This window comes from Flavobacterium microcysteis, assembly GCF_006385255.1.
Lineage (GTDB): Bacteria > Bacteroidota > Bacteroidia > Flavobacteriales > Flavobacteriaceae > Flavobacterium > Flavobacterium microcysteis.
Window position 1 is genome coordinate 1 of the sequence record NZ_VFJE01000045.1, and the last position, 19,657, is coordinate 19,657.

Annotated in this window: 19 protein-coding genes and 1 pseudogene; 16 read left to right on the forward strand and 4 right to left on the reverse strand. The window is 40.7% G+C overall.

What is annotated here, in order from left to right; translation table 11 throughout:
- The 10 genes and pseudogenes from FJA49_RS00245 to FJA49_RS00285 all read left to right on the forward strand — a co-directional run.
- Positions 1–209 (forward strand): T9SS type A sorting domain-containing protein (locus FJA49_RS00245; protein ID WP_139997643.1); only part of this gene is annotated, 209 nt, incomplete at its 5' end.
- A gap of 12 nt (positions 210–221) precedes the next feature.
- On the forward strand, positions 222–3,761 hold the full coding sequence (locus tag FJA49_RS00250; protein WP_139997645.1) for a hypothetical protein: 3,540 nt from the start codon (positions 222–224) through the stop codon (positions 3,759–3,761).
- Between the two features lie 6 nt (positions 3,762–3,767).
- Positions 3,768–7,250 (forward strand): DUF6443 domain-containing protein, encoded by a 3,483-nt coding sequence (locus FJA49_RS00255; protein ID WP_139997647.1) that lies wholly within the window; start codon positions 3,768–3,770, stop codon positions 7,248–7,250.
- Positions 7,232–7,633: a hypothetical protein gene (locus tag FJA49_RS00260; RefSeq protein ID WP_139997649.1), complete on the forward strand. Its 402-nt coding sequence runs from the start codon at positions 7,232–7,234 to the stop codon at positions 7,631–7,633. The genes FJA49_RS00255 and FJA49_RS00260 overlap by 19 nt, the downstream gene beginning before the upstream one ends.
- A gap of 237 nt (positions 7,634–7,870) precedes the next feature.
- Positions 7,871–8,548, forward strand: coding sequence for an IS1 family transposase (locus tag FJA49_RS00265; protein WP_139997651.1), 678 nt, complete (start codon positions 7,871–7,873; stop codon positions 8,546–8,548).
- 98 nt (positions 8,549–8,646) lie between these two features.
- Positions 8,647–8,742: pseudogene (locus tag FJA49_RS18650) on the forward strand (hypothetical protein); the annotation flags it as partial.
- Positions 8,743–8,799: 57 nt separating this feature from the next.
- Positions 8,800–9,231, forward strand: coding sequence for a hypothetical protein (locus FJA49_RS00270; protein WP_233590041.1), 432 nt, complete (start codon positions 8,800–8,802; stop codon positions 9,229–9,231).
- 249 nt (positions 9,232–9,480) lie between these two features.
- Complete coding sequence (locus tag FJA49_RS00275; protein WP_139997655.1) at positions 9,481–9,771, forward strand: hypothetical protein; 291 nt, start codon at positions 9,481–9,483, stop codon at positions 9,769–9,771.
- A 727-nt stretch (positions 9,772–10,498) separates the two neighbouring features.
- Positions 10,499–11,116 carry a hypothetical protein gene (locus tag FJA49_RS00280; protein ID WP_139997657.1) on the forward strand — a complete coding sequence of 206 codons (618 nt, stop codon included), beginning with the start codon at positions 10,499–10,501 and terminating at the stop codon, positions 11,114–11,116.
- 393 nt (positions 11,117–11,509) lie between these two features.
- A complete protein-coding gene (locus FJA49_RS00285) occupies positions 11,510–11,848 on the forward strand; it encodes a DUF4883 family protein (RefSeq protein WP_139997659.1) in 339 nt (112 codons plus the stop codon).
- 28 nt (positions 11,849–11,876) lie between these two features.
- Here the strand turns inward: FJA49_RS00285 and FJA49_RS00290 are convergent, their stop codons facing one another.
- The 4 genes from FJA49_RS00290 to purN are packed head-to-tail and all read right to left on the reverse strand — an operon-like array spanning position 11,877 to position 13,953.
- Positions 11,877–12,446 carry a DUF2199 domain-containing protein gene (locus FJA49_RS00290; protein WP_139997661.1) on the reverse strand — a complete coding sequence of 190 codons (570 nt, stop codon included), beginning with the start codon at positions 12,444–12,446 and terminating at the stop codon, positions 11,877–11,879.
- Positions 12,447–12,492: 46 nt separating this feature from the next.
- Entirely contained in the window at positions 12,493–12,969 is a 477-nt protein-coding gene (rnhA, locus tag FJA49_RS00295) for a ribonuclease HI (protein ID WP_139997663.1), read from the reverse strand.
- A 10-nt stretch (positions 12,970–12,979) separates the two neighbouring features.
- Positions 12,980–13,387, reverse strand: coding sequence for a DUF4348 domain-containing protein (locus FJA49_RS00300; protein WP_139997665.1), 408 nt, complete (start codon positions 13,385–13,387; stop codon positions 12,980–12,982).
- Positions 13,388–13,389: 2 nt separating this feature from the next.
- Positions 13,390–13,953: a phosphoribosylglycinamide formyltransferase gene (gene purN / locus FJA49_RS00305; protein ID WP_139997667.1), complete on the reverse strand. Its 564-nt coding sequence runs from the start codon at positions 13,951–13,953 to the stop codon at positions 13,390–13,392.
- Positions 13,954–14,128: 175 nt separating this feature from the next.
- Between purN and FJA49_RS00310 the strand changes: the two genes are divergently transcribed.
- The 6 genes from FJA49_RS00310 (at position 14,129) to FJA49_RS00335 (ending at position 19,471) form a co-directional block, all read left to right on the forward strand.
- Positions 14,129–14,365 carry an acyl carrier protein gene (locus FJA49_RS00310; RefSeq protein WP_007137004.1) on the forward strand — a complete coding sequence of 79 codons (237 nt, stop codon included), beginning with the start codon at positions 14,129–14,131 and terminating at the stop codon, positions 14,363–14,365.
- 178 nt (positions 14,366–14,543) lie between these two features.
- Positions 14,544–15,797 (forward strand): beta-ketoacyl-ACP synthase II, encoded by a 1,254-nt coding sequence (gene fabF / locus FJA49_RS00315; RefSeq protein WP_139997669.1) that lies wholly within the window; start codon positions 14,544–14,546, stop codon positions 15,795–15,797.
- A 7-nt stretch (positions 15,798–15,804) separates the two neighbouring features.
- Positions 15,805–16,545 carry a ribonuclease III gene (gene rnc / locus FJA49_RS00320; RefSeq protein ID WP_139997671.1) on the forward strand — a complete coding sequence of 247 codons (741 nt, stop codon included), beginning with the start codon at positions 15,805–15,807 and terminating at the stop codon, positions 16,543–16,545.
- 114 nt (positions 16,546–16,659) lie between these two features.
- Entirely contained in the window at positions 16,660–17,148 is a 489-nt protein-coding gene (locus tag FJA49_RS00325) for an IPExxxVDY family protein (protein WP_139997673.1), read from the forward strand.
- Positions 17,149–17,150: 2 nt separating this feature from the next.
- Entirely contained in the window at positions 17,151–18,581 is a 1,431-nt protein-coding gene (gene pyk / locus FJA49_RS00330; protein ID WP_139997675.1) for a pyruvate kinase, read from the forward strand.
- A gap of 116 nt (positions 18,582–18,697) precedes the next feature.
- Positions 18,698–19,471, forward strand: a complete 774-nt coding sequence (locus tag FJA49_RS00335) for a Bax inhibitor-1/YccA family protein (RefSeq protein ID WP_139997678.1) — start codon at positions 18,698–18,700, stop codon at positions 19,469–19,471.
- Positions 19,472–19,657 lie beyond the last annotated feature (186 nt).

A 19,657-nucleotide genomic window follows, 5' to 3' on the forward strand; every position in this document is an offset into this window, starting at 1 on the left:
ACACCAACGTGCTGGTGGGCTACGAGTTCCAAAAAGGGACAGCCACCGTATACGACCTCTCCGGAAGGCAGCTGCAGCACTTCGACATTACCGACCGCACCGTGCCCGTTGACCTGGGAGGGATGCCCGAAGGGATCTACATCATCGAGATACGCACCAACGTGCAGAACGACTCCGTCAAGGTCGTAAAAGCCATAAACAAACAATAAAAGACACTACACATGAAAAAAATATATGCACTTCTTGCGTCCTGCATGTGCCTTTCGGGCTTCGGACAGGACAATTCGACTCTGGGCAAGCTAATGCCCTCCATCACGCGCCCATCGCCTACAGTAGCACAGCTGATGAAAGTCGAGGAATCTACCCTGGACCACTATAACGGCCAGCCGCAGATTGCCGTGCCCCTTTTCAGCACCAAGGCAGGAAACCTTGACGTGGGGCTTACCCTGTCCTATAACAGCTCCGGAATAAGGGTCAGCGAGCAGTCAGGATGGGTAGGAAAAGGATGGAGCCTGGAAGCCGGCGGAGTCATTTCTCGAAGCGTGGTGGACATGCCGGACGAAATCGATACGGAACTCCACAAGGGGACAAACTCCACCGCAAACAAATTCCACAATATCTTTAACCTTGCCGACAACAGCGAGGAACGAAAGGAATTTGTCTACGATGCCCAGTGGGGGAAAAGGGTACGCTACGATACCAAGACCGACATTTACCAGTTCAGCTTCTTCGGAAGGACCGGGAGATTCTCCTTTACCAAAACCGGAGGGACAGGAAATCTTGTCCCTGTTATCATCGGGAACGACGGGGACTACAAGATAGAGACCCAAATCACAAGCAATCCCCTTCCAAACATGTACCCGAAGGAGATCACCACCTTTATCATTACAGACGATACCGGAAACAGATACTATTTCTCCGCACTGGAAAGAACCAAGAAGAAAGATATCAGCCTGACCTATATGCAGGAGGGATGCGACGACCCGACAGCCCCCATAACCGCTCCCGAAATCCAGAAGTTTATCACGGCCTGGCACCTTACCAAGGTAGAGGACACAAACGGGATCAAACTGCTGGATATTTCCTATGACAATAGGCAGGAGAATCCGGCAAAAACGGAATCCAGGACCGACTACGTGCTTGATAATATAAATACCATACTTCATGATACACAGGACTGCACCAAACACATGAGGTGCGCCCTTGAACCCCGCAAGATAATAAGCGAGTCCTATAGGGAAATCGACACGAAAAGGATACGCAGGATAAACCTTCCCGACGGGAGCAGTATCCGGTTTACCAACACCCGGACACATCCAGAGTACGGGGATCCGGGTTCTTTCCTTACCAATATAAGGGTATACAATACACAGGACACAATTGCCGGCCTTATCCGCACTTTCGACTTCGTCTATAGCAATACTGCCGGCAGCGGCCCGCTGTTCCTTGACGCCGTCAAGACCAACGGCTCCGACACGGAGCGGTATGCCTTCGAATATTACAAGACGGAACTATATCCATTTGGCGCTCCCCCTGAAGAAAGGGATATCTTCGGCTATGCCAATTTCGAGCCTGCCTCTGATGCGGCAAGGACAGGAGTACTTACCAAGATTAGCTACCCTACCAAGGGCGTGCGTGAGTTTGAGTGGGAACCGAATACCTACAGCTATCAGGGCAGCAGGCTGCTTACCTTCAAGGAAATATTCCAAAACCCGGACAACTACGATGCGACGCCGGTTGAAACAGGCGACACCTATATGAACCAAAACTACTCTAATACTCCGCGCCCCTACACTACCTTTTCTGTCAGTGTGGAACAGGATGCCGTGACCATAGCTGAGACCTATGCCAATGGGGCGATAAGCACAACATCTCCTAATGCTATTTATATAACCCCCGTAATGTCCCATCTGGACCATACCGTAGATATCACAAGGGAAGAGCTGGGCTTCCCAATCAACACCGGAGATTATATCAATACCACCATCCATCTCAAGCCGGGTATCTACAAGGTCTATATGTGGTCTATGAATGCCTCCCTGAACCACGTCAAGATTGGTGGATACGTCCGGATCATGGCAAAGAGACCGAAGCGGCACCTCAACTGGTTCCTGTACGGCGGGGGCCTCAGGATAAAGGGCACCAAGGACAGGGACAGGAATATAGACCAGGTCGTGAAAGGCTTTGCCTATAATTTCGAGAATCCGGGTATCGTTCCGACAGACCTTCCCCCATACCCATACCTGGGCGGAGGCACCTATACCCTCTCCTTCTCAAGCGGTTCCCTGGACGGTTCGGACAGCCTGGTGAGGGATTACTGGGTCGGCATCAATCCTATCTTTAACCTTCCCCTTATGGGCGGTCAGCCGGAAACGGACCTGACATACCACGTGCTTGAGACGCAGAGTGACCTGGATGCACAGCTCCAGAAGGGAAGCTTCATAGGCTACAAGAACGTCTTCGAGTACTTTTACCCTAACGTCCCGCCTTCCAGCGGCCAGCCTCTTTTCAAATCGAAAATCAAGTATACCTTCGATTCCCCAATAGACTTCCCTTCTATCATAACCGCCTCTTCCCCTCCGTTGCCGATACGCGGGGACGAATACAAGCAGTCCAACGTAAGGAAAATCGAATATTTCGGATCGGGCGGGGTTGGCCTTGTGGCATCCGAAGATTTCAAGTACAATTATGATACGGACGATATCAGGGCCTTAGTAAAAAAGAACCTGTACTTTATCCCAAATGCAGCCTCTATCTCCGGCTTCTGCCAGCAGGTAAGGGTATTGTATGCGAGTTACCAGAACCTGAAAAATAACTTTATCACGGGCGACTATTCCCGTGATTGCGACGGAGGCCCTTCAGTCCTGGCTTCCAGTTTCTATATCCGCGACAAGGCGACCTGCGTGCAGTCCCTGACCTCGAACTACATGTCTGTGGACGACTATCGCTACAGGAGCCAGGTGGTAGAGAGCACCAAGAAGGAATACTTTCCTTCAGGCATAGTGGAGACCCAGCAGACTTTTGCCTACAAGCCAGGTTTCAAGAGGCTCCAGGCACAGACATCCACATCCTCTGCCGGACAGCTGCTGGAAACGAAATATTTTTATCCTGACGACCCGGAAATGCCAGCAGGCACTACCCCCTACAAGGCAGAGCTCATTGCAAGGAACATGATTGGCGTGCAGTTAAAGACCGAAAGCTATAGGAACGGAAGCCAGCTCTCTGCACAGGAAACAAAATACGGCATGTTCACCCTGCCTGCCTCCCCGGCTATCGGCAATGCCCTGCTTCCCCAATCAATCCATACGTCAAAAGGCAGCAATCCCCTGGAGAAGAAGCTTACCTTCGACAATTATGACAGCAGAGGCAACATCACCCAGTATACCCAGGACAGCGGCGTGCCCGTATCCTTTGTCTGGGGTTATGGGAAGACCCTGCCCCTTGCCAAGATAGACAATATGGCCTACGGGGCCATCCCTCCAGGCCTTATCTCAGCCGTACAGGGCTATTCAGACGGCACGGCAAACAACGAGGCTTCCCTGCTGTCCGCCCTGGAAGACCTGCGTATTACTGCCTCCGCCTTTGGAGCCATGATGACCGGATATTCCTACAAACCTATGGTCGGGATATCCGCAACGGTAGACCCAAAGGGCGAGAGGACATACTACGAGTACGATGCCTTCGGAAGGCTAAAGGTAATCAGGGACCGAAATGCAAACCTGGTTTCCGAGAACAAATACCATTACAGGACACAAAACTAGACCGCCATGAAAAACACACTATTACCATATATCGCATGCCTGCTCCTGCCGATTGCCGCACAGTCACAGGACCAGAACTATGTCAGGACCACAGCTTATAAGATAGAGACCTGGGACACCATAGCCTCGCCTACTGCAGCGCAGGCAGCCGTGCAGATAACCTACCTTGACGGGCTTGGCAGGCCAATGCAGCAGCGCGCCCACAGGCAGTCCGGAACGGGTACCGACCTGGTGACCCATTTTGCCTATGATGCTTTCGGGAGGATGGCAAAGGAATACCTACCCTATCCGACACAGTCAGCCTCGCTGGCCTACGATTCTACCGCAGAAGCCGGCGTGCTGGCCTATTACGTGAATCCACCTGCTCCATCAGCAGCGACAGAGGCCACGGCCAACCCCTACAGTGAGAAGCTCTTCGAGAACTCGCACCTGAACCGCGTGCTGAAGCAGGCCGCTCCAGGCAATCCGTGGGCATTAGGCTCCGGACATGAGGTAAAGATGGCCTACGACACTAATACGGAAGCCGACGAGGTAAAAATGTATACGGCGAACGCCACCTGGAATACCACATCCAAAATCTACGACGTTTCGCTGGTGTCAGGCAACCATGCTCCGGGACAGCTCTACAAGAACGTCACCAAGAACGAGAACTGGACATCGGGGCTTGACAACACTACGGAGGAATTTACCGACAAGGAAGGGCGTATCGTCCTGAAAAGGACCTACGAGTCCGGGGTACGCCATGACACCTACTACGTCTACGACCAGTTCGGCAACCTGTCCTACGTGTTCCCCCCGCTTGCAGACAACCCGCCCACCCAATTGGACGACCTATGCTACCAGTACAAGTACGACCACCGCAACAGATTGGCCGAGAAGAAACTTCCGGGAAGGGAATGGCAGCTTATGGTCTACGACAGGCTGGACCGCATAGTGGCTACAGGACCTACATCTTCCCCTTTTACCGGCACACTAAAGGGCTGGGTAATTACCAAATACGATCCCCTGGGAAGGGTAGCCTATACCGGATGGTATCAGAATACCGATGCACATACGCGCCAGTATATTCAGAATACCTTCAATTCCTGGCCCAACCAGTGGGAAACGAGGACTGCCTCGCAGACGGTCGACAATATTTCCGTGGGCTATACCAACAATGCATTCCCCACAAGCGGCATGAAGGTGCTTTCCGTCAGCTGGTATGACGACTATGCCTTTCCCGGGGCACCAACCGCTTTTCCAGATGTGGAAGGGCAGACGGTATTCTACAACAGCACCAAAAGACCGAAAGGGATGCCAACAGGCTCCTGGACAAGAGCGCTCCAGGTGGAACCCTCGCTCACGGCAGGGGAGCTGGCCTATACACTCTACGATACTAAGGGAAGACCCATCAGCACGAAACTGACAAACTACCTGGGAGGCCACACCATAACCGACAGAAAACTGGATTTTACCGGAAAGACGGAATATACCGTCACAAAGCACCAGAGGACAAACTCGGATACGGAATTCACTGTACGAGAGGACTTTACCTACAACACACAGGACAGGCTTCTTTCCCATACTCACAAGATTAACAGTCTGCCTGCTGAACTTCTCGCACTGAACAGCTACGACAAACTCGGAAGGCTCTCCTCGAAAAAAACAGGCGGAAACAACCTGACGGGAAGCTCCTTCTACCAGAAGGTCGACTACAGCTACAATATCCGAGGGTGGCTCAAGGCAATCAATTCCATAGACAATTTCGCAACCGATGACGCCGGCACAGACCTCTTTGCCTTTGCCTTGCGCTATGACAATACCGAAGGCATTTATGATTTTTCCCATAGGCCACTATATAACGGGAACATTTCAGAAACACGCTGGATGTCCAGGAGCGACGGCAAGGAAAGAAGCTATACGTATACCTATGACGCACTCAACAGGCTCAACAAGGCCGCCTACTTCAAGGACAGGAACTATACAAAATCCTACGACGAGTCGATGAATTATGACAAAAATGGGAATATCACTCACCTGGAAAGGTTCGGGGAGCTTGACTATGAGAGTGTCTCCATACTGATCGACGACCTGGAATATACCTACCTGCCAGGAGGAAACCAGCTGCTGAAAATAAAGGACAATACGCTGCATCCGTCCGGATTCAGGGACGGGATAGACCGGGAGGCGGAATACAAGCACGACACCTACGGCAACATGATTACCGACGACAACAAGGGCATCGTGGCAATCTACAACCACATGAACCTGCCCATTCAGATATCTTTTGTTACGGGAGCAAAAATTACCTATCTTTACGATGCGTCCGGAAAAAAACTGAAAAAGACCGTATGGGACGGCAGCGACGACACTCCTACCGACTATCTTTCAGGGTTCCAGTACATACATGAAACGCTTGACTTTTTCCCTACCGCAGAAGGCTATGTAAAATATATCCGCCCTTTAAGGGGAAGGCCGGCAAGATTTAATTATGCCTACAACCTGACGGACCATTTGGGCAATATCAGGATGAGTTACGGCATGGACAATGACAAGGGTGGATTGGTTATACTCGAAGAGAACCATTACTATCCTTTCGGGATGAAGCATGAAAAATACAATTCTGACAAGTACGAATATGTAGAAATCAGCAAGGAAGATGGTGGTTATCTAATCGGTATCGAGCCGTTGGGACCACAGCAGAGGAGGTCGTATCAGTATAAATATAATGGAAAAGAATGGCAGGACGAGATGGGGCTTAGCATGTACGACTATGGGGCAAGGAATTATGACCCTGCTATCGGAAGGTGGATGAATATTGACCCTCTGGCGGAAAAAATGACACGACATAGTCCTTACAACTATGCATTTAATAACCCTCTCAGGTTTGTGGACCCTGACGGGATGCAAGGGCAGGATGTGATTTTTAAAGGTAAAGAAGCCGCCAAAGCATTTGCGCAGTTGCAATCATCAACTAACATGGAATTAACAATGGACAGCAAAGGTAAAGTACATACAAATGGAACACCTGAAAATTATAGCGACAAACAATTGTTAGCCGCTATTAATAGTGAATCAGTAACAGTTGAAGTAACAGCCCATTCAAATCTTCAATCAACTTGGGATGAAAGTGCAACAATTATAACAGACTCTTTTAATGGTAGCTCAACAAGTGAAGGAAAAACTACATCCTTTATGGAAATTCAAGTCGACGGTGCTGAAAGGTGGGATAAAGCTGTAAAGGGACCAGGAACTGTAGCTAAACATGCTGTAATAGAGGGATTTTTGGGAGCATTACAAGCAAGGGCTCAAAAGCTTGATTTTGTAGGCCCTGCTACAATTACCGACATGGCAAATAAAAATAGCGTTTACAGATTTGCACATGATAATGCGCCTTCTCAAAATGGGATATTAACAATTCAGCAATCTGATGGACGTAAAGGACGAGCATATCACAAAGACGAAAACGGTAAACAAACTAATATTCAAACATGGCCACAAAAAATGTAACCAAAGCTATAGTAGTTATTTGCCTACTAATAGCATCATCATGTAAAGTAAAAAATAATGACGCAACAGATAGAGTGAGGAGTTATAAAGTAATCACTATTGACTCTATTTCTAACGTTTATATAATACGTGTAAAAGAACAACAGAAATATTTTAAAATTGTTTCTCAAAAAAGCATAGATAGCCCTATAAATTGCAATAAAATTAAAGTAGGTAAAACATATAGTTTTAATCTAACTTCTTTATTTATTGAAAGAGAAAAATTACCTGTAAATATTGATGCTGTCGATTTTCAAGGACAAAGCATAGAATTGGAAAAAGACTCAATATATGACATTCATAAATCAGAAAATTTAAGGGGTTTATGCTTTATCAGAAAATAAGCCTTTATATAGGATTGGCATGCAACAATCGACTATCTTTCAAGATTCGATAATGTATTAGATGTGTTGGCTGAAAATATTACAATACCTCTCCATAGGTAATGTATCAGATGTGTTGGTAGTCAATATTTAGATAGTAAAAATTTTGAAAATCAAGCATTTGTAATTTTACAACTGAAAAATAAAAAGCAACCTTCGGGTTGTTTTTTTATTATATAATCTTTTAAATCAAATTAAATGGCTTTTAAACCGAGTTCGTGTACCAGATGTGTTGGTGATTGTGTCAAAATAATAAAATATGGAAAAACAAAATCAGGAAATCAGCGGTTTATTTGCAAGATTTGCGGTAAAACCAAAGTTGAAAAATATATTTATAAAGCATACTGTTCCGAGCTTAACGATGGCATTGTCCTGTTCACCAAGGAAGGACTTGGCATTAGGAGTACAGCCAGAGTATTGAAAATATCCACAACGACTTTGTTGAGAAGGATTGTATCGATTGCCCAAAATATAAAGCAGCCAATAATTTCAATGAATAAGATTTACGAAGTCGATGAAATAAAAACCTATATAAGACGAAAAGACAAGCTGATATGGATTGTTTATGCTCTGGAAAGAGAAACAAGGAAAATAATCAATTTTCATATTGGACGCAGGACTAATAATACCTTGAATGTGGTTTTGAAATCCGTTACGATTTCTAATCCATTAGCTGTTTTTACCGATAAACTGAAGCATTATAGATATCTTATTGATAAAAAGGTTCATAAGACAAAAAGATTCGGAACCAATCACATTGAACGAATGAATCTTTCATTACGGACACATCTTAAAAGATTGAATAGGAGAACGATTTGTTTTTCCAGAAGCAAGCTGGTTTTAGTATCTATTTTGAAGATTTACTTTTGGATTTGAGTTTTTAAATGGTAAGTTTATCTTTTTAAAATTAGGTTCTTAAAATACTTGTAAAACCTCATAAGTATAAGTACAACGGGAAGGAGTTCCAGGATGAGCTGGGGCTAAACTTTTACGATTACGCCGCTAGGAATTATAACCCTACGCTTGGAAGATGGATGAATATTGACCCGTTGGCGGAGAAGTCAAGAAGATGGTCGCCTTATAGCTATGTTTACAATAGCCCGTTGCGATTCATAGACCCCGATGGGATGCAAGCAATAGCAGTAGATGGCGATGATACATATATTTATAAAAATGCTCAAGGGAAAGTCACTAAGACCGAGGTTGTAAATACAGGGAAAGATACACCTAATAGACTATTTGTTCAGGACGCATCGGCAACTGAGAGTACTGAAAATAGAAAAGAACATGATGGTTCTTATTTTCAGATAGAAATGATACCTTCTAATCAATATACTGAGGCTGATTACGAATCAGGATTCTTTGGAAGTAGTCAATTTGACAAAGACAGAAATGCTTATATAAATAATGGTGGCGATTATTCGGATAAAAATTATTTGCAAAGGTTAGGGACAAGTTTAGCTGATGACCCTGTCACTATTTCAGATTTAAGTATCTTGTTAATGCCGCGAGGAGGAAAAGGAGGTAAAGAAGGTCCAGGTGGTTCATTAGGAGCTTAAGAAAAAGCTATTCAATACACATACGCCCCAAGGGTAAGACAAAGAGGAGTTGAAGACCCTGTTAGCCATAATTTCCCTTACAGCTTTGATAAACATATATTAGAAACAACTGCCATTCCAAAATCTAACGGTTATAATATATATCAATTACCTGGTACTATGAATGGGAAAAATGGTGTTTTTGAAATTGGTGTGAATAGTAAAAATGTTATTGACCACAGATTTTTTAGACCTACAAAATAATTAATTATGAAATATCTAATTTTAGATGGCTATCTGAACGGAACAGGAATTCGCGATGGTCAAAATGGAGGTTACATTGAGTTATCAGAATTAGGAATATCTTCTGCGCTACAAAAAAAAATAAAAGACTGGGTTTTAAAATATGAAGCCGAATTTTATAATGATTATTCTGATGGTGCAAAAGTTGAAATTCTCGATAATGAAGGAATAGATTTAGTATATCAAATTAAAAACGAATTACCAAATTCTAAAATTGATTATTATTCCGATGCGAAGATGGTAAAATTAGCTACGTAGTTATGAAAAAGAAAATATATCTAATCAATGTTTTTATAGTAGGGATTCTAATTATCCTTTATATATTCTCTAGGATAGCACATTTATTATTCTCAAACATAATATTGATTTTATTGTATGTATTTGCGGGTTTGCTATTGATAAATTACGCATTATATAAATGGAATAAACGATAAATTCAATATTAAGAATTCTATTAAATCCCTCGCTGACTTGGCGAGGGATTTCCTTTTATACCCAATTTGAGACCATAAATGGAATTTCTCGTTATGCCCTCTTTGCAATTACCAGCCGCTAACGACAGTAAAACTTTTTGTATCTACTGGAACGGTTAAGCCAGTTTCAACCCCAGCATTTGCATAGCTTTTGCGTGTAGCTGATTAGCACGTACAGTCGGAAACCATAAAGGTCGACACCTACCTACCTCCAACGCTCGAAAACCTCAACGCGAAACAGATTAGAGCTTTCGCGTTTCCGCTCTTACAAAGCCAATTTCGTCATTAGCCAACTATGGCATATAATGTTTCGGACAAATTTCGGACACAATTGCGGGTATATTTCTGAACTGTGTCAGCCTGGACACAATGCCTAAAAAATATTTTTCAAAAAATGTTGCAGAAAATCTACACTTTCCAAAAGTTGAGACTATTTATAATATAGATGCTTGAGTAAAACCCTTGTATGGATTTCTTGTATCTAATAATAAGAATTTAACCAGTAAAGAAAAATGGTATATGAAAAAGTTAATGAGTTTGTTATTACTGCTGGGATTAGCAGAAGTACACTTTATCGATTCTACAAAAAGAATCAAGAGTTTTGGCAAGAGACCAAACTAAAGAATAGTAAAAGATTGGTTCCGAGTACACACGCAAAGTACTTTGATAGTGAAGCTTTGTTTGATGAATTGAAAACTGCTCAACTGGAAAACAAATCACTTAGAAACCTCATCACCTGTTTGGCTGATAAAGATACTTTACCCAGAACCTTCTGGGATATGGATTGGAGTTTCTTCATTATGGTTGCTTACCAAGCGGAACGTAATAAGAAATCATGCTTTAGGCTTATGCACCAGCTTAATGAAGAATTAACGGAAAAATATGGTGATGATACTAAAATAAGGATGTTCTTTACTACCGAACCATTCACCAATCGAAAAGGATATCACAATCATTTTACACTTTACATTGAGAACAAAAAACTTGAACCGCAAGCGTGCAACGATATTAAGAAATTCTTTGAGTACGACCGTATAGACATAACCGCTTATGATATGTTTAAAGCTGGATTATTCTATATGGCCAAAGAAGGTTTACAGGGTGATGATTGGGATATATTAAAAAACTAAGATTATGGGTAAAATAATCGTCCTTACCTTTGAACAGCTAAAGCGTGTTTTGGAGCGACCAGACACGGAAGCTCATTATCCTGGATGCCATCCTATTATTTACTAATGGAACCAAAGGAAATTGATTATATTTCGCAGTATAAGTTCCAGACGAAATTAAGCCTGTAAAACGATGAAAAGAATAATTTTAATATTCACAATAATTTTGTAGTTTCCTGCCACAGCCAAAAAACAGTAAAAAAAGACAATAACTGTAAAGTTCTAGAAACCGAAAATGAAATAGCATTTGATAGTTTATTCAAAAACATAGACACAACTAATTTATTTAAAAATAAAATCAAAGATTTTGAAACCCATAGAACAGGAGTCCTTTTGTGTCAATTTCTTCCTAATATGAAATACGGAAAATATACTTTAGTAAAAAAAGTTGATGATAAATTTTTCTGCTATAATAGCAACTCGTCATATAAAAATGAGGTCGACTTGAAAAACTCTGATATCCAGTTGATTTCAAACAGCATAAATTCTATTAGGAAAAAGTACTATTGCGAAGAATGTGATGAATATATTTCAAATGACGCTTTTTACTTAATGTTTGTAAAAAAAGACGGAGAAATAATTGCTAAATACTTTTCTCATGGAAATATAAGTTTAAAAAAAACTGATGGAAATACAAATCTAAATATGATTAAGAGTGTTTTAGAAGTAATGTATAGGAACTCGTTTAGGTAACAACAGATTAAGTAAGTACTAATCCTCTTTATCGCCAAAATTTCCACCAAATCTTTTTCAAATTTAAGACTGGTTTATTGTCTTCCGTTTTTCGAAGCATCATTTTAATTCTCGTTTCAGCTTCTTTTTTACTTATTCCATTATAATAATCTTTTACAAATGGATGATCAAAACTCTCATGAGGAAAAACTTCAGGTCTTTGGTTTCTTTTTTTTGTTAGAACTGTTGTTGGAATACTTTCGGAGAATTCATATTCAGGTATGTCATTACAAAGCCAACCAAAATATTGCACTTCATGATTTTCATTATCAAAGTTCTCGATATAGTCTTGGAAACTTTTCTCGCTTAAAGAAACCCAAAGGCCATATTCTAAATCCTCACAATGGTCATTAACCATTTGCGTCATTGTACAACGAATAAATCTATCTGTTTGATTTGAGTGACTGATTACACATGTATCACTTTTTAGTTCGGCAATATTCTCCTTATCGTACGGTGAAAGACAATCGTAATTATCAGGCGAAATAAATGTTAACGCTGGCCAATTTTCATGTGTTTCTCCACAACATTCACAAGTATATTTAATTGAATCATTCATTATATCCATCAGTTAAATTATACGACTTGGGCAAATAGCAATAACTTTACAACAACCCCTTCTCTTCCCTCTCATAAAAAGCATCCACAGACAAATTAGGCAATCCCGATGCCATAACCGCTAATTGATCACAGCGTTCGTTTTGTGGATGGTTGTTATGACCTTTTATCCATTTGAAATCGACCTGGTGTTTTCTATATATAATAAGGAAGCGTTTCCATAAATCCGGATTCTTCTTGTCTTTGTAGCCTTTCTTTTCCCAGCCAAAAACCCAGCCTTTGGAGACAGAATCGACGACATATTTAGAATCGGAAATAACCAAGACTTTGGTGTTTGGGAGTTTTAGTTTTTCCAAGCCTACAATAACTGCCAGAAGTTCCATTCTGTTATTGGTTGTGTGACGGAAACCTTCATAGAATTCCTTTTTATAGGGCTTGCCTACCCATTCCATCACCACGCCATAACCGCCAGGTCCGGGGTTTCCTTTGGCAGCGCCATCGGTATAAATATGTACTTGGTGCATAGTATTTTTTTTAATCGGTGGTATCCGTTATCTCAACCAAAAACCAGGAATCCATTTTACAGACAAAGGTATACTTAATATTAATATCGTTATTTATGCCCTTTTTATAGCAAAAAACGCTATCTGTTTTTTTGTCTATATTAATTTCATACGGTTTATTGCCGTTTTTGGCATTCTTATCAAAATGGATAATTTCAAAAGTATCTTCATCCGTCATCGTTTCCATCATATCAAGCGGAAAATCCTCATCGGTATAGTATTCCATAATCGGAAAATCCACATGCTTTTTTTGGAACAGGCTATCGTTTGTGAATTTTTCAAAAAACAAATCGAAATCTTCACTACATGTAACCTGAGCCTTATTTTGGTTTCCGCAACCTGTAAGGCAAACCAAAATCAAAAGCCATAGGTATTTCATATTTACGACTGTAAAAGTTTGTCAATTATTTGAGGAAAATGCAAATGTTCCAATTCCTGCACTTTTAGCGCTATTTCTTCGGGAGTTACACAGACATCTACCGCAACTTCAGCCTGAAAAATCATGGCACCTTCGTCATAGTTTTCATTTACGTAATGAATACTAATTCCCGAATGCGATTCCTTATTCTCTAAAATTGCTCTGTGCACATTCATGCCATACATCCCTTTTCCGCCGTATTTCGGTAGCAGTGCAGGATGGATATTAATGATTTTATTGGGGTATTTTGCTACTATATCAGTTGGAAATTTCCATAAGAACCCGGCCAATACAATCAAATCTGGGTTCACCGCCAGCACTTGTTCCAATACTTTACCGGAATTGAGTTCCTCTTTTGTAAACACATAACCAGGCACTCCTAATTTTTGGGCTTTATCTAAAACTTGAGCATTGGGATTGTTTGAAAAAACCGCCACAGTTTCAGCCGTTTTTTTATCCTGAAAATAGCGAATAATGTTTTCGGCATTGGAACCGGAACCCGAAGCAAACAGGATGATTTTTTTCATGGAAACGTCATTAATTATGGCACAAAAAAAAGAATAATAAATGATATTAAATGTATTTTGGAAGCCTTTGTGAAATATTTTTTTTAAATTAGTACTCACATTTATCAACTAAAACGTTGTTTTAAAATAAAGTTTTTTATTTTTGCCAACAATTAAATTCAAAAATTAAAAGATTATGTCAGACATTGCATCAAGAGTTAAGGCGATTATCGTAGACAAATTAGGCGTTGACGAAAACGAAGTTGTAACAGAAGCTAGCTTCACAAATGATTTAGGAGCTGATTCATTAGACACTGTTGAGCTTATTATGGAATTCGAAAAAGAATTTGACATCCAAATTCCAGACGACCAGGCTGAAAACATTGCTACTGTAGGTCAAGCAATTTCTTACATAGAAGAAGCAAAAAAATAATAACAATTGACATCCCGTGTTTTCCTTGAGAATCCACGGGAGTTATTATTTTTACAAAAGATTCAATTTGATTGCTTTCAATCATTAAGATATTATGCAATACCCCTGTCTCTTTTTTATGACTAAGAAGAAAGCATGGGTATTTTTTATATAAATTTATAACTATAAAATTATAAGTATGAAATTACGAAGAGTCGTAGTAACTGGTTTAGGTGCCTTGACACCCATTGGAAATACCGTTCAGGAATATTGGAATGGACTTATCAATGGTGTTAGCGGTGCTGCTCCTATAACTTATTTTGATACCACTCATTTCAAAACTAAATTTGCATGCGAGCTGAAAAACTTTAATGCAGAAGATTTTATAGACCGCAAGGAAGCTCGTAAGATGGATCGTTATGCACAATATGCCATAGTATCGTCTGACGAGGCTGTAAAAGATGCCAATTTCGACCTTGACAAATTAGACAAAGACAGAGTCGGTGTAATTTGGGGTTCTGGAATCGGAGGTCTTGAAACTTTCCAACAGGAAGTTATGGACTTTACAAAAGGAAGCGGCATTCCGAAATTCAATCCTTTCTTTATACCAAAAATGATTGCTGATATCGCTGGCGGACATATTTCTATCAAATATGGCTTCAGAGGACCTAACTTCACGACAGTTTCTGCGTGTGCTTCCTCTACCAATGCGCTTATTGATGCTTTCAATTACATCCGTCTGAATCATGCTGATGTAATGGTTACCGGAGGTTCTGAAGCCGCTGTGACTATTGCAGGTATGGGTGGATTTAACGCTATGCATGCGCTTTCAACTCGTAATGACGACCCAAAAACAGCTTCAAGACCAATGGACAAAGACCGTGAAGGATTTGTTTTAGGCGAAGGAGCGGGAGCTTTGGTTCTTGAAGAATACGAGCACGCTATTGCCCGTGGCGCTACAATATATTGCGAAATAGGCGGTGGCGGAATGTCTGCTGACGCACATCATATCACAGCACCGCATCCGGAAGGATTAGGCGCTAAAAACGTAATGCTTAACTGCCTTAGAGATGCTGGTCTAAGACCGGAAGATGTAGATGGCGTTAACATGCACGGAACTTCTACTCCACTTGGAGATATCGCTGAATCTAAAGCTATTCAGCACGTATTTGGCGAGCATGCTTATACTTTGAATTTGAATGCTACCAAATCGATGACAGGACACTTATTAGGAGCTGCTGGAGCTATCGAAGCAATTTCTTCTATCTTATCGATCAAACACGGTATCGTTCCTCCAACCATCAACCACTTTACGGATGATGAAAACATTGACCCAAAATTGAATTTCACATTCAATAAGGCTCAAAAAAGAGACATGAAAGTAGTAATGAGTAATACTTTCGGTTTTGGTGGACACAATGCTTGCGTTTTGGTTAAAAAACTAGAACTATAATATTCGGATGAACATCATCAGAAAAATATTTCCAAATTCCCGTTCTCATGAAGACGGGATTTTTTTTAGTGATATCAATAAAATACTAGGTTTCAAACCTGTCAATCTGGAGTGTTACCGAAGAGCTTTCACGCATCGTTCTTCCAACAAGCTAGATGCCGACGGAAATCAGATTAACTACGAACGCCTGGAATTTTTGGGTGATGCTATGCTGAGCTCTGTAATTGCCGCTCACTTATTCAATCAGGTTCCTTCAGGAGACGAAGGATATCTTACAAAAATGCGTTCTAAAATAGTAAGCCGTGAGCACCTGAACGAGCTTGGTCGTGACCTCAACCTGATTCGTTTTATCGAAAGCAAAGTACCTGCCCAACATTTTGGAGAAAACATACACGGAAATATATTCGAGGCACTTATAGGAGCCATCTATCTTGATAAAGGCTATAATTATTGCGAAAAATTCATCAAAAAAAGAGTCATCTCTCCTTATGTAGATATTGCCAAACTCGAAGGTAAAGTCATCAGCTACAAAAGCTTGCTTATTGAATGGTGCCAGAAAGAAAAAAAAGCATTCCATTATGATGTTTATGAAGACAATGGCATTGACGGCCAGCGTTTCTTTGGGGTCAAGCTAAGTATTGACCATAAAGTAGTAGCCAAAGCCAGAGCAACTTCAAAAAAGAAAGCCGAAGAAAAAGCTTCCCAAAGAGCCTACTTTGCTTTTCAGGAAAAAATAAACAGCAAATAGTTAGAAATATCTTAAAACTATATCGTTTTCGTTGATAAATTAACGTTAACCTAATTGTATTTTATATAATTCCTCATCAAATATAGCTATATTTACGACTTATTTAAATTCAATATGGGCATCCATAAGTTACATCTTGACGAATTTGATGAGGTTGATTATGAGCTTATTGCTATCCACACTTCATTAGAAGATTTCAGATTGGCTTTCTTCATCAATCAGCAATTACCTATTCTCCTAAGTCGAAGCAATGACGAGATTGGCATTACGACCAAAGAAGGAGAAGCTGCGTTTACAAAATTCAGCTATGATGATACGTCAAAAGACATCCAATGGAGTCTGGTTCAAAACAAAAATGAGATTATTACCCATAAAAAAAGCGGTAAACAGGATCTCTTTTTAGACGAAAATGTAGAAATTGCCACTAAAGTATATCTCCTTCCTGAACTCAAAAAAGTGGACTACTTTTTGAAGATAGAAAACAACTGCAGCACTTTTGAAATCGAAGAGATTGTACAACAATTAAATAAAATCGAATGGATCACTACTGTCTATGAAGTGATTCCAGACAATATAAAATCTAAAAACAACTTAATTTTCTAATAATGTCGACAAGAAAAAAAACAAAGATCGTAGCTACATTAGGCCCCGCCTGCAGCACCAAAGATGTCCTTAAAGACATGATCGATGCTGGAGTAAATGTATTTAGGATTAACTTTTCCCATGCAGATTACACCGATGTGAGAGCCCGAATAGATATGATCCGCGAACTGAATGATGAATTTGGATATAATACCGCTATTTTAGCCGACCTTCAAGGTCCTAAGCTCCGTGTTGGAGTGATGAAAGAAGATGTCGTTGTCAGCAAAGGAGATATCATTACATTCCAGACTGCCGAAGATGTTCCTGGAACAGCCGACAGAGTCTACATGAACTATAAACAATTCCCTGCCGATGTAAACCCAGGAGAAAAAATCCTTCTTGACGACGGAAAATTAATGTTTGAAGCCATTGAAACCAATGGTGTTTCAGAAGTAGTTTGCCGAGTTATTCAAGGCGGACCTCTAAAATCTAAAAAAGGTGTAAACCTTCCAAATACTAAAGTTTCTTTACCTGCCTTGACACAAAAAGACATTAAGGATGCTCTTTTTGCTATAGAAAATCAGGTGGATTGGATTGCACTTTCTTTTGTAAGAACAGCAGAAGATCTTCAGGAACTGCAAGACCTGATTTCTAAAAACTCAGGACATAAAATTCCGATTATTGCTAAAATCGAAAAGCCGGAAGGTGTTGAAAATATAGATAAGATTGTTGCTTTTTGCGACGGTTTGATGGTAGCCAGAGGTGACCTTGGTGTTGAAATTCCAGCACAAGAAGTACCTTTAATCCAGAAAAAATTAGTCCACAGAGCTAAAACGGCCCGTATCCCTGTAATTATTGCTACTCAAATGATGGAAACAATGATTACAAGCCTTACGCCTACCCGTGCCGAAGTAAACGACGTAGCCAATTCTGTAATGGATGGTGCTGACGCCGTTATGCTTTCAGGAGAAACTTCTGTAGGAAACTATCCGGTACAGGTAATTGAAAAAATGACACAGATTATTGAAGCCGTGGAAGATTCTCCACTAATTCAAGTACCTCAAAATACGCCACAAATCAGAACGAAACGTTTTATTACGAAATCCATCTGTCATCATGCGGCTTTGATGGCCAACGTAATTAAGGCGAAAGCAATCTGTACGCTAACCAATAGTGGTTATACAGCTTTCCAGATTTCGGCTTGGAGACCACAATCCCATATTTTGGTCTTTACATCGAACAAAAAGATCCTGACGCAATTGAATCTTTTGTGGGGCGTAAATTCATTCTATTATGACAAGTTTGTGAGTACGGATGATACCGTTACGGATGTCAACGAAATCGCAAGAGAAAAAGGATTTGTTGACAAAGGCGATTTCCTTATCAATCTTGCCGCAATGCCGGTAGTCGATAAAGGTATGGTAAACACGTTGAGAGTTTCTGAAATAGAATAGACAGGAAACAAGATAAAAATCAAATCCGTTAGCAGCCCTAACGGATTTTTTATTGCTGTAACCGGGAAAATAGAAAAGAAAAAATTATATTTGGGCTGATATTAAAACAAAAAATCATGAATTTTAAGTCAAATAATCCATTTTTAGGTAACAAGAATTTCAGCAAACCGACTGTTCATTCTTATAGCCATGACGAAAACAACACTTTAATTGATTACGGTCAGGAAATGACTGTTTCAGGAACCATCAACAAGAGCTTCTTTATGCTTTTGCTATTAACTGCTACTGCTTCTTTAACATGGTGGATGGCTTTTAATGGTTTTAACCCGCTTCCTTTTGCAATTGGAGGAGCAATCATTGGGTTCGTACTTGTCTTAATTTCATCATTCAGACCGCAATATTCTCCGTATTTGGCTCCGGCTTATGCTTTAGTTGAAGGATTATTTATTGGAGGTATTTCGGCTGTATTTGAAGCTATGTATCCTGGAATTGTAATCAAAGCTGTTGGCGCTACGTTAGTAACGTTTTTAGTGTGCTTTGGTCTCTATAAATATCAGATTGTAAAAGTAAACGAGCAATTCAAATCTGTAGTTATTGCTGCTACATTAGCTATTGCTACCTACTATCTTATTTCCTGGCTGCTTGCTATGTTTACCAGTTTTGTTCCTGTACATTATGGTAATTCACCAATGAGTATCGGAATCAGCGTTGTTGTAATTATTATTGCTGCTTTGAATTTATTCCTGGATTTTGACCTGATCGAAAAAGGAGCAAAAAACCGCCAGCCTAAATACATGGAATGGTTTGGAGCTATGGGATTAATGATTACGCTAGTATGGCTTTATATTGAATTTCTAAGATTGCTTTCTAAGCTTTCGAGCAGAAACTAAAAATAAAAAACTATTAAAATCAAAAAAGGTTTGACTTTCGTCAAACCTTTTTTTTTCCAGATGACTTTTGCAGAACAGCCACTAACCCTGTTTGCAAAAAGTCATACACCCCCATTATAATTCAACGACACATTGTTTGGGAAGAACTTGTGCAATTCATGTAAATTCCCAATGCCTGTGATTATG